This is a genomic window from Burkholderia sp. MSMB0856, from assembly GCF_001524645.2.
Lineage (GTDB): Bacteria > Pseudomonadota > Gammaproteobacteria > Burkholderiales > Burkholderiaceae > Burkholderia > Burkholderia diffusa.
On sequence record NZ_CP013428.1, the window covers coordinates 895,075 to 905,907 of the forward strand.

Annotated in this window: 7 protein-coding genes; 5 read left to right on the top strand and 2 right to left on the bottom strand. The window is 67.5% G+C overall.

Annotated features, from left to right (window positions below; all coding sequences use genetic code 11):
* Positions 1 to 83 precede the first annotated feature (83 nt).
* A complete protein-coding gene (locus tag WS87_RS21715; protein WP_059818924.1) occupies positions 84 to 2,504 on the bottom strand; it encodes a glycoside hydrolase family 31 protein in 2,421 nt (806 codons plus the stop codon).
* Positions 2,505 to 2,531: 27 nt separating this feature from the next.
* Positions 2,532 to 3,803 carry an MFS transporter gene (locus WS87_RS21720; protein WP_059818925.1) on the bottom strand — a complete coding sequence of 424 codons (1,272 nt, stop codon included), beginning with the start codon at positions 3,801 to 3,803 and terminating at the stop codon, positions 2,532 to 2,534.
* Between the two features lie 451 nt (positions 3,804 to 4,254).
* On the opposite strand from WS87_RS21720, the gene WS87_RS21725 reads away from it, so the two are divergent.
* The 5 genes from WS87_RS21725 (at position 4,255) to gsiC (ending at position 10,824) form a co-directional block, all read left to right on the top strand.
* Complete coding sequence (locus WS87_RS21725) at positions 4,255 to 5,211, top strand: MurR/RpiR family transcriptional regulator (protein ID WP_059818926.1); 957 nt, start codon at positions 4,255 to 4,257, stop codon at positions 5,209 to 5,211.
* Positions 5,208 to 6,194 carry an isoaspartyl peptidase/L-asparaginase family protein gene (locus WS87_RS21730; RefSeq protein WP_059818927.1) on the top strand — a complete coding sequence of 329 codons (987 nt, stop codon included), beginning with the start codon at positions 5,208 to 5,210 and terminating at the stop codon, positions 6,192 to 6,194. The genes WS87_RS21725 and WS87_RS21730 overlap by 4 nt, the downstream gene beginning before the upstream one ends.
* A 27-nt stretch (positions 6,195 to 6,221) precedes the next feature.
* Positions 6,222 to 8,144 carry a dipeptide ABC transporter ATP-binding protein gene (locus WS87_RS21735; protein ID WP_059818928.1) on the top strand — a complete coding sequence of 641 codons (1,923 nt, stop codon included), beginning with the start codon at positions 6,222 to 6,224 and terminating at the stop codon, positions 8,142 to 8,144.
* A gap of 129 nt (positions 8,145 to 8,273) precedes the next feature.
* The gene (gsiB, locus tag WS87_RS21740; RefSeq protein ID WP_059525068.1) at positions 8,274 to 9,836 is read left to right on the top strand and encodes a glutathione ABC transporter substrate-binding protein GsiB; all 1,563 of its coding nucleotides are present in this window, start codon (positions 8,274 to 8,276) and stop codon (positions 9,834 to 9,836) included.
* A 67-nt stretch (positions 9,837 to 9,903) separates the two neighbouring features.
* A complete protein-coding gene (gene gsiC / locus WS87_RS21745) occupies positions 9,904 to 10,824 on the top strand; it encodes a glutathione ABC transporter permease GsiC (protein ID WP_059818929.1) in 921 nt (306 codons plus the stop codon).
* The last annotated feature ends 9 nt before the right edge of the window (positions 10,825 to 10,833 follow it).

Below are 10,833 nucleotides of genomic sequence, written 5' to 3' on the forward strand. Positions count from 1 at the left end.
ATCGGCCTCCTCTTTGGTGGAGGGCGGGCCGTGTGCGCGGCCCGCCCGATCTTAGGGTTCGGCGTTTTCCCGCGCTTGCGCGGTCAGTCGTCGAGTGCCACGACGACGCGACGCCATGCGCCATCCCGCGCATCGTGTTCGACGCGCGCACCGCGCACGGCAAGCGCGCCTTGCAGCGATGCCGGCAGCAGGATCTCCACGCGCTCGGCGGGGCGGTTCATGCGGCCATCCCAGCGGACCGACACGCCGAGTTCGCCCGACGCCGTGCGTCCGGTCTCGATGCGCCACAGCCCGTATTCGCCGTCGCGCCACGCTTCCGTTTCGCCGTCGTCCTCGACGCATTCGCCGTACGCAACGCCGTCCTCGATGCGCGGCGCGACGAGGAAGCCGCGCGTGTCCGCGCGTGCGCCGAACCGTTGCTCGGCGACGTTCAGCGGCAGCACGCGGCCTTCGCGCAACAACATCACCGGCGTGTCGAGCGGCGCGGGCAGCGTCACGTTCGCGCCGCCGTCGAACGACTGCGCGCTCGCGCAGCACACCCAGCGCGCGCCGGACGGCAGGTAGACCGTGCGCTCCGTGCGGCCCGGCTCGACGACCGGCGCGACCAGCAGCGCGTCGCCGAGCATCATGTCGTCGCATTCGTCGTAGCAGCGCGGGTCGCCTGGGAAATCGCCGAAGGTCGGCCGCAGCACGGGCTCGTAGCGCGTGGTCGACAGCCACAGCAGGTGATAGAGGTAAGGCAGCAGCCGGTAGCGCTGCTTGATCAGCGACGCGATACGCGCGGTGATCTCCGGATACATCCACGGTTCGTTGACGGTGCCGTCGTCATTCCACGAATGGATGCTGAAGCGCGGCATGAAGATGCCGAACTGCACCCAGCGCAGCAGCAGCTCGGGCGACGGCGCGGGGCCGGAGAAGCCGCCGATGTCGTGACCGATGTTCGACACGCCCGACAACGCGAGCCCGAGGCCCATCTTGAGGTTGTAGCGCAGCGTTTCCCACGACGTGTAGTTGTCGCCGGACCAGGTCTGCACGTAACGCTGCATGCCGGCGCCGCCGGAGCGCGACACGAGGAACGGCCGCTGCGCCGGCGCATGCGCGCGCTGGGCTTCGCGCGACGCGCGCATCATCAGCATCGTCTGCAGCACCTTCGCCTCGCGCGCGGGAAACGGCTGGCCGAAGCCGTGCGCGATCGCGTCGGGCGACCAGATCTCGTATTCGTTGTTGTCGTTCCACGTCGACTCGATTCCGTAGTCGAGCAGCGCCGACGTGACCTGCTCGCGCCACCAGCGGTACGCGTCCGGTTGCGTGAAGTCGAGATACGCGCCGACCTCGTCCCAGAACTGCACCCATGCCGGTTCGCCGGATGCCGAGCGGATCAGCAGCCCGCGCCGCGCGGCGTCGTCGAACGCCGGGTGGTCGCGCAGCAGGCACGGCTTGATGTTCGCGCACAGGCGGATGCCGTGGTCGCGATAGTGCTTCACGAAACCCTTCGCGTCGGGAAATTTTTCGCGGTTCCAGTTGAACACGTAGCGCTTCGCGCCGATCGACGTATAGCCCGACGAAAGGTGGAACGAATCGCACAGGATGTCGTGTGATTCGCACTGCTCGACGAACTGGTTCATCTGCCGCTGCGCGTCCGGCGCGTCGGTGTAGCTCATCGTCGAGCCCGAATAGCCGAGCCCCCATTTCGGCGTGCGCGCCGGGCGTCCGGTGAGCCACGTGAAGCGCCGGGCGGCCGCGAGCGGCGTGTCGGGCGACGCGATGAAGTAGTAGTCGAGATCGCCGTGCTCGGCGACGAAGTAGCGGTAGAGCCCGTGGTAGTTGTCGAGTTCGCGGCCCATGTCGAACGCGCAATCCGACAGTGTGTCGTAGAACAGCCCGAAGCCCTGGCACGCGCCGGGCGACCACGTGACGTAGAACGGAATGTGCTTGTAGAGCGGGTCCGTGTGCTTCGCGCTGTAACCCATCGCATCGATGTTGCGCATCTCGAAGCGCGCGCCGGTGCGGTCGAGGTCGCCAGCGCGCTCGCCGAGACCGAACACCTTGTCGCCGCGCTCGCGTGCGACGTAGTGATAGGCGCGATCGTCCCACCAGCCGAAGTTGTAGGCCTGCGTCGCGCGGTCGGCGAGCACGACGCGCCACGCGTCGTCCGCGCCGCGCATCGACCACGTGCAATGGCCGCCCTGCAGTTTCACGTCGAGGCGGATCTGCGCGGTTTCGATGCGCACGCCGCCGTCGTCTTCGACGAAGTCGTAGGCCGGCAGCGCGAAGCCGCTCAGGTCGAGGCGGTCGCGCCCGTCGAGCGGCACGTCGTCGAGGCCCGGTGCGATCGTCCAGGTGCGCGGGGTGCGCGCCGTCGCGTCGGGCAGCACGCGCACGCGCACGATGTCATCCTCGAGCACGAAGATCTCGAGGGTCGCGCCCGCGTCGGACGCGAGCAGCACACGGTTCGCCTGCCGGTCGGCGACGCGGAACACGGGCGGATAAAGAAGCGAAGTCATGAAGGCGATTCCTGGTGAAGACGGAGGTCAGGCGTGCTGCGCGAGCAGGCGTTCCTGCTTCGACTGCCCGCGGATCAGCACCGCGAGGAGCGTCACGCCGATGATGTCGAACAGGCCGAGGCACGCGAACAGCGGTGCGTAGCCGATCTTGTCGGCGAGCGCGCCGACCAGCAGCGAGAAGCCGAGCCCGCCGATCCACGCGGCCATGCCCGCGAAGCCGCTGGCGGTGCCGACTTCCTCGGGATCGAACACGTCGGCCGACAGCGTGTTGACGAGCGCGGAGATCATCTGGTGCGCGAAGCCGCCGACGCAGAACAGGGCGATGGCCGTGTACGGCGACGACACGAGCCCGATCATCGCCGGCCCCAGCATCAGCACCGCGCCGAGCGCGACGCCGGCGACGCGGGACCACACGAGCGGCAGTTTGAACCGGTTCGCGAGGTAGGGCGACAGGTAGCCGCCCGCGATGCCGCCGGCGTCGGCCGCGAGAAACGGCATCCACGCGAACACGGCGATCTGCGTGAGCGGCATGTGGCGTTCGGTGGCGAGGTACAGCGGAATCCAGAAGCTGAAAGTCTGCCATGCGGGTTCCGCGAAGAAGCGCGGCAGCGCGATCGCCCAGAAGCGCCGCGCGGTGACGACGTCGCGAATCCGGCGCTTCGACGCGGCCGGCATCGTGGCCTGGCCGTCGCGGATCAGCGTGCGCTCCTGCGACGTGATGCGCGGATGATCGGACGGCGACCGGTACTGCGTGTACCAGAGCGCGGCCCACACGAAGCCGAGCGCGCCGGTGACCATGAACGCGGATTGCCAGCCGAACCGCATCGACAGGAACACGACGAGCGGCGGCGCAATCGCGGCGCCGAGCGACGTGCCCGCGTTGAAGTAGCCGACCGCGACGGATTTCTCGCGATCGGGAAACCATTCGGCGACGGCCTTCATCCCCGACGGGATCGCGGCGGCCTCGAACAGCCCGAGCAAGCCGCGCAGGATGCCGAGCGACAGCCAGCCCGACGCGAAGCCGTGCGCGACGCCGACCACCGACCACAGCATCGCGAACAGCGCGAACCCGAGCCGCAGGCCGATCAGGTCGACGATGAACCCGCATACCGGCTGCATGATCGTGTAGCCGATCTGGAACGCCCCGACGATATACGAGTACTGCTGCGTCGAGATCTCGAACACCTGCTTCAGTTCCGGTGCGAGGACCGCGAGGGAATTTCGTGCGAGGTAGTTGAGGATCGTGCCGAGACATACCAGCACGATGATCCACCAGCGCAACGCCTTGACTGTTTTCACTGCTGTCTCCTGAGCCATGCAAGTCGCCCGGCGGGGGCGTCTTTTGCGGGTCATGTTTGTACGATGTCCGATCTTGATGGGCGACCGATTCACCTGATTTTTATCGGAATCACCGCATTCGATCGAACATTTCGCTGCTGTTGAAGGCCAATGTTATCTGACGACTGATCATTTTCGAGCATCCTATGTTCGAATTCGAATCCGGTCAACGTGAATCTGCATTCGAACGAACATCCTCGGGGTATTCCCGATATGTCCGCGGACAGGGCCCCCCGGTGCATTGCGCGACGAGTGGCGCCGAATGTCTGCTCGACGAGGCCGAGCGGCGGTCGCACGACCGACTGCATCAGGCGGGCCCGGTGGGGGCCGTGACAACCCTGATGAAAATTTATTTTTTTCCTGCCGGCAGATTGTGTAAATTGATTTTCATCCACCTTGCAAAACCATTCGCATGACGCCTCTCGTTCCGCACGATGCCAGTCACGACGAATCCGCGATCGCGGAGCGCATCGCCTCGGCCATGCCGCGAATGACGCCGATCCACCGCCGGATGGGCGAGTTCGTGCTCGCGAATCCGTTTCGCGCGGCGACGATGCGGATCGACGAGCTGGCGCAGGCCGTGAATGCGTCGATCGCCACCGCGAACCGCTTCGCGAAGGCGCTCGGCTTCGACGGCTATCCGGCGATGCGCGCGGCGCTCGTGCGCGGCTTCGAGGCGACGCTCGGCCCGGTCGAGCGGCTGCGTTCCGCGCAGGAGCAGGAACAGGAGCACGAGCAGGGCGTGCGCGGCGCCGCGTGGATCGACGCGGTGTTCGACCAGGCCGTCGCGAACATCGAGAACACGCGTGCGCAACTGGATGCGGCCGACGTCGAGGCGGCCGTCGAGGCGATCGTCGGCGCGCGGCGCGTGCTGATTCTCGGCGCCGGTTCGAGCGCCTTTCTGACCGGGCTGATGGAACACGGATTGTCGGTGTGTCACGACAACGTGCAGTCGCTCGCGCTGCTCGGCGGCCCGTCGCATGCGGCGCGGCGCCTGTACACGGCCGACTCGCGCGATCTCGTGATCGCGCTCGCGTTTCCGCGCTACGTCAAGGACACGATCGAGCTGGCCCGCCGCGCGGCCGCGCGCGGCGCGCGCGTGCTCGGCATCTCCGACGGGCCCGGTTCGCCGCTTGCACCGATCGCGTCGCTGAATCTGTACGTCAAGGCCGAACGGCGTTTCGCGGCCACGTCGGAAGCGGCCGTGCTGACGATGATCGAGGCGCTGATCGACGCGGTCGCGCTGCGCACGCACCGCTCCGCGAAGTCCGCCGCCGAAATGACCGAATTCCTGTTGCCGTGGCTGATCCAACCGCAAGCGACGCCGCCGGCCGCCAACCCTTCTTCCTCCGGTCCGAAAAAATCATGACTTCACCCGCGATCGTCGCGATTCATGGCGGTGCAGGCACGATCCTGCGCGATGCGATGGACACCGACACCGAACGCCAATACCGCGCCGAACTCACCGCGATCCTGCAAGCCGCGCAACACGTGCTCGCCGAGGGCGGCAGCGCGCTCGACGCCGTCACCGTCGCGGTGCGGCTGCTCGAGGACTGTCCGCTGTTCAACGCGGGGCGCGGCTCCGTCTATACGGCCGAAGGCAAGCACGAACTCGACGCGGCGGTGATGGACGGCACGACGCTTGCGGCCGGGGCGATCTGCTGCGCGACCCGCGTGCGCAATCCGGTGCTCGCCGCACGACGCGTGATGGAGGCGAGCGAGCACGTGCTGCTGGCAGGCGCGGGTGCCGACGCGTTCGCGGCCGCACAGGGCCTCGAACTCGCCGAGCCCGGCTACTTCGACACGGAAGCGCGTCATGCACAGTGGGTCAAGGCGCGCGCGGCGGCCGGCATGATGCTCGATCACGATGCCGCGACCTTCGCCTTCGGCGCCGGGCAGCCGGCCGAGCCGCTCGATCCCGACCGCAAGCACGGCACGGTCGGCGCGGTCGCGTGCGACGTGCACGGCCATATCGCGGCGGCGACGTCGACCGGCGGCATCACGAACAAGCAGCCCGGCCGCGTCGGCGATTCGCCGATCATCGGCGCCGGCTGCTACGCGGACGACGCGACCTGCGCGGTATCCGCGACGGGCACCGGCGAGATGTTCATCCGGCTCGCGACCGCGCATGACGTGGCCGCGCAGATGGCCTATCGCGGCGCATCGCTCGCCGATGCCGCGCACGATGCCGTGATGAACAAGCTGTCGCGCCTGGCCGGGCGCGGCGGGATCGTCGCGGTCGACGCGCACGGCAACGTCGCGATGCCGTTCAACACGGAAGGGATGTATCGCGGCTACGCACGCGTCGGCGAGACGCCCGTGGTCGGCATCTATCGCGACGATGCGGCCTGATTCCGGACCGCACGAGGAGACCTCCGCATGACTTCGAGCCGAACCCCGTCCGCGCTGGTGCTGCCGGAACAGCGCGTCGTCGCCGTCGACGACCTGTCGGTCATGTTTCGCCGCGAAAACGCGACGTTCGATGCGGTGCGCAACGTGTCGTTTCACGTCGATCGCGGCGAGACGCTCGCGATCGTCGGCGAGTCGGGCTCCGGCAAGTCGGTCACGTCGCTCGCGCTGATGCGGCTCGTCGAGCATGGCGGCGGCGAGATCACGAGCGGCCGGATCGTGTTGCGGCGTCGCGGCGGCGCGCTCGTCGACCTCGCGCAGGCGAGCGCGGCGACGATGCGCGGAATCCGCGGCGCGGACATCGCGATGATCTTCCAGGAACCGATGACGTCGCTGAACCCGGTGTTTACGGTCGGCGACCAGATCAGCGAGGCGATCGCGCTGCACCAGTCGAAGAGCGCGACCGAAGCCCGCGCGGAAGCGTTGCGGCTGCTCGATCTCGTGCGCATTCCGGAGGCGCGCCGCGTGTTCGCGCGCTATCCGCATCAATTGTCCGGCGGGATGCGGCAGCGCGTGATGATCGCGATGGCGCTGTCGTGCCGGCCGGCGCTCCTGATCGCCGACGAACCGACGACCGCGCTCGACGTGACGATCCAGGCGCAGATCCTGCAGCTGATCCGCGGCCTGCAGGACGAAATGAACATGGGCGTGATCTTCATCACGCACGACATGGGTGTGGTCGCCGAAGTGGCCGATCGCGTGCTCGTGATGTATCGCGGCGAGAAGGTCGAGGAGGGCGAGTCCGAACGCATTTTCGCGACGCCCGCGCATCGCTATACGCGTGCGCTGCTTGCGGCCGTGCCGCGGCTCGGCTCGATGCACGGCACCGATATCCCCGAGAAATTCCCGCTGCTGAAGGTGGACGGCGCGAGCGCGGCCACGCCGGCGCCTGCCGCGAACGATGCGGGCAACGCGGCCGCGGCCCACGCCGCCGGGCAGCCGCACGTCGATCCGGCCGCGCCGCCGATCCTGCGCGTGCGCGATCTCGTCACGCGGTTTCCGGTGAAGAGCGGCGTGTTCGGCCGCGTGTCGCAATACGTGCACGCGGTCGAGCGCGTGAGCTTCGAGCTGCGCGCGGGCGAGACGCTCGCGCTCGTCGGCGAATCCGGCTGCGGCAAGTCGACCACCGGCCGCTCGCTGCTGCGCCTCGTCGAATCGCAGAGCGGCTCGATCGAATTCGACGGCCGCGACATCAGTGCGATGAAGGGCCATGACCTGCAGGCGCTGCGCCGAAACATCCAGTTCATCTTCCAGGATCCATTCGCGTCGCTGAACCCGCGCCTGACGGTCGGTTTCTCGATCATGGAGCCGCTGCTCGTGCACGGCGTCGCGAGCGGTCGCGAAGCGCAGGCGCGCGTCGACTGGCTGCTCGACAAGGTCGGCCTGCCGCGGGATGCCGCGCGCCGCTATCCGCACGAATTCTCGGGCGGCCAGCGTCAGCGGATCGCCATCGCGCGCGCGCTCGCGCTGAATCCGAAGGTCGTGATCGCCGATGAATCGGTGTCGGCGCTCGACGTGTCCGTGCAGGCGCAGATCGTGAACCTGATGCTCGACCTGCAGCGCGAGCTCGGCGTCGCATATCTGTTCATCTCGCACGACATGGCCGTCGTCGAGCGCGTCAGCCATCGCGTCGCGGTGATGTATCTCGGCCAGATCGTCGAGATCGGCCCGCGCCGCGCGGTGTTCGAGGCGCCGCAGCATCCGTACACGAAGAAGCTGATGAGCGCGGTGCCGGTGGCCGACCCCGCGCGCCGGCATGCGCTGCGCCAGCTCGCGGCGGACGAGATTCCGAGTCCGATCCGCGCGGTCGGCGACGAGCCGCTCGTCGCGCCGCTCGTCGCGGTCGGCCCCGATCATTACGTCGCGACGCATCGCGTCGGCGGCGCGTATTGATTGCACGGCGAGTCGCACATGGACCGCAGCTGCGCACGCGCCAGGCAACGGCGCCATTTTCCCGAGCGGATGCAGTCACGCCGCGATTTCCACCACGCGTTACCGAATCATCCACAGGAGCCAGACAAAATGAACAAGTCGCATTCGTTCCCGATGTTCCGTCCGCGCGCGTTGTTCGCCGCGGGGGCAGGCGCGCTCGCGCTGTCGGTCGCCGTGCCCGCGTTCGCGCAGCAGAACGTCGTGGTCGCCGTGTACTCGACGTTCACGACGATGGATCCATACGACGCGAACGACACGGTGTCGCAAGCTGTCGTCAAGTCGTTCTACGAAGGGTTGTTCGGCTTCGACAAGGACATGAAGCTCGTCAACGTGCTCGCGACGAGCTACCAGGCGTCGCCCGATGCGAAGGTCTACACGGTCAAGCTGCGCCCGGGCGTGAAGTTCCACGACGGCACGGACTTCAACGCCGACGCGGTGAAGGCGAACTTCGACCGCGTGACCGATCCGGCGAACAAGCTGAAGCGTTACGGGCTGTTCCGCGTGATCGAGAAGACCGAGGTGGTCGATCCGATGACGGTGCGCTTCACGCTGCGCGAGCCGTTCTCCGCGTTCGTCAACACGCTCGCGCACCCCTCGGCGGTGATGATTTCGCCGGCCGCGCTGAAAAAGTGGGGGCGTGACGTGTCGCTGCATCCGGTCGGCACGGGCCCGTTCGAGTTCGTCGAATGGAAGCAGACCGACGACATGAAGGTGAAGAAGTTCGCCGGCTACTGGAAGAAGGGTTATCCGAAGGTCGATTCGATCGACTGGAAGCCGGTGGTCGACAACAACACGCGCGCCGCGCTGCTCAAGACCGGCGAAGCCGATTTCGCGTTCACGATCCCGTTCGAGCAGGCTGCCGACCTGAAGAGCAATCCGAAGGTCGAGCTGATCGAGCGGCCGTCGATCATCCAGCGCTACATCTCGCTGAATACGCAGAAGAAGCCGTTCGACAATCCGAAGGTGCGTGAAGCGCTGAACTACGCGGTCAACAAGGAAGCGCTCGCGAAGGTCGTGTTCGCCGGCTACGCAACCCCGCAGACGGGTGTCGCCCCGGTGGGCGTCGAATACGCGACCAAGCTCGGGCCCTGGCCGTACGATCCGGCGAAGGCGCGCGCGCTGCTGAAGGAGGCCGGTTATCCGAACGGCTTCGAGTCGACGCTCTGGTCCGCGTACAACCATTCGACGGCGCAGAAGCTGATCCAGTTCGTCCAGCAGCAGCTCGCGCAGGTTGGCGTGAAGGTGCAGGTGCAGGCGCTCGAGGCCGGCGAGCGGGTCGCGAAGGTCGAGAGCGCGCAGGACCCGGCGACGGCGCCGGTGCGGATGTACTACAGCGGCTGGTCGGCTTCGACGGGCGAGGCGAACTGGGCGCTGTCGCCGCTGCTCGCGTCCGCATCCGCGCCGCCGAAGCTCTACAACACCGCGTACTACAAGAACGGCGCCGTCGACGACGATCTCGCGAAGGCGCTCGAGACGACCGACAACGCGAAGAAGGCCGCGCTGTACGCCGACGCGCAGAAGCAGGTGTGGGCCGACGCGCCGTGGATCTTCCTGGTGCAGGAGAAGATCGTCTATGCGCGCAGCAAGCGCCTGCACGGCATGTACGTGATGCCGGACGGCTCGTTCAACTTCGACGAAATCTCGGTGAAATGACGGCGATTCGCCCGTTGTGCGGCGCCGGCGGCGCAAGCTGCCGGCGCGCTGATTCGATCGGTGCCCCATGCTGAATTTTCTCGTCAAACGCCTGTTCGGCCTGCTGCCCACGCTCGCGATCGTCGCGGTGCTGGTGTTCCTGTTCGTGCACCTGCTGCCGGGCGATCCGGCGAGGCTCGCGGCCGGCCCGGAAGCCGACGACGCGACGGTCGCGCTCGTGCGCGCCGATCTCGGGCTCGACCGCCCGCTGCCGACGCAGTTCGCGAACTTCTTCGTGAAGATCGCGCACGGCGATTTCGGCATGTCGACGCGCAGCAAGCGTCCGGTGTCGACCGAGATCGGCGAGCGCTTCATGCCGACGCTGCTGCTGACGCTCGTCAGCATGGTCTGGGCGACGGCGTTCGGAATGGCGATCGGGATCGCGTCGGCGGTTTGGCGCAACCGCTGGCCCGACCGCCTCGGGATGACGATCGCGGTGTCGGGCATCTCGTTTCCGGCATTCGCGCTCGGCATGCTGCTGATGGAGATCTTCTCGGTGAAGCTCGGCTGGCTACCCGTCGTGCCGGACGGCACGTGGAAGAGCTACGTGCTGCCGTCGCTGACGCTCGGCGCCGCGGTCGCGGCCGTGATGGCGCGCTTCACGCGTGCGTCGTTCGTCGAGGTGCTCAACGAGGACTACGTGCGCACCGCGCGCGCCAAGGGCGTGCACGAGCCGATGGTCGTGCTCAAGCATTGCCTGCGCAACGCGATGATCCCGGTCGTCACGATGATGGGGCTGCAGTTCGGCTTCCTGCTCGGCGGCTCGATCGTCGTCGAGGCCGTGTTCAACTGGCCGGGGCTCGGGCGCCTGCTGGTCGACGCGGTGACGATGCGCGACTACCCGGTGATCCAGGCGATCGTGCTGCTGTTCTCGCTCGAATTCATCCTGATCAATCTGACCGTCGACGTGCTGTACGCGGTCATCAACCCGACCATCCGGTTCAAGTGAGAGTGAGGC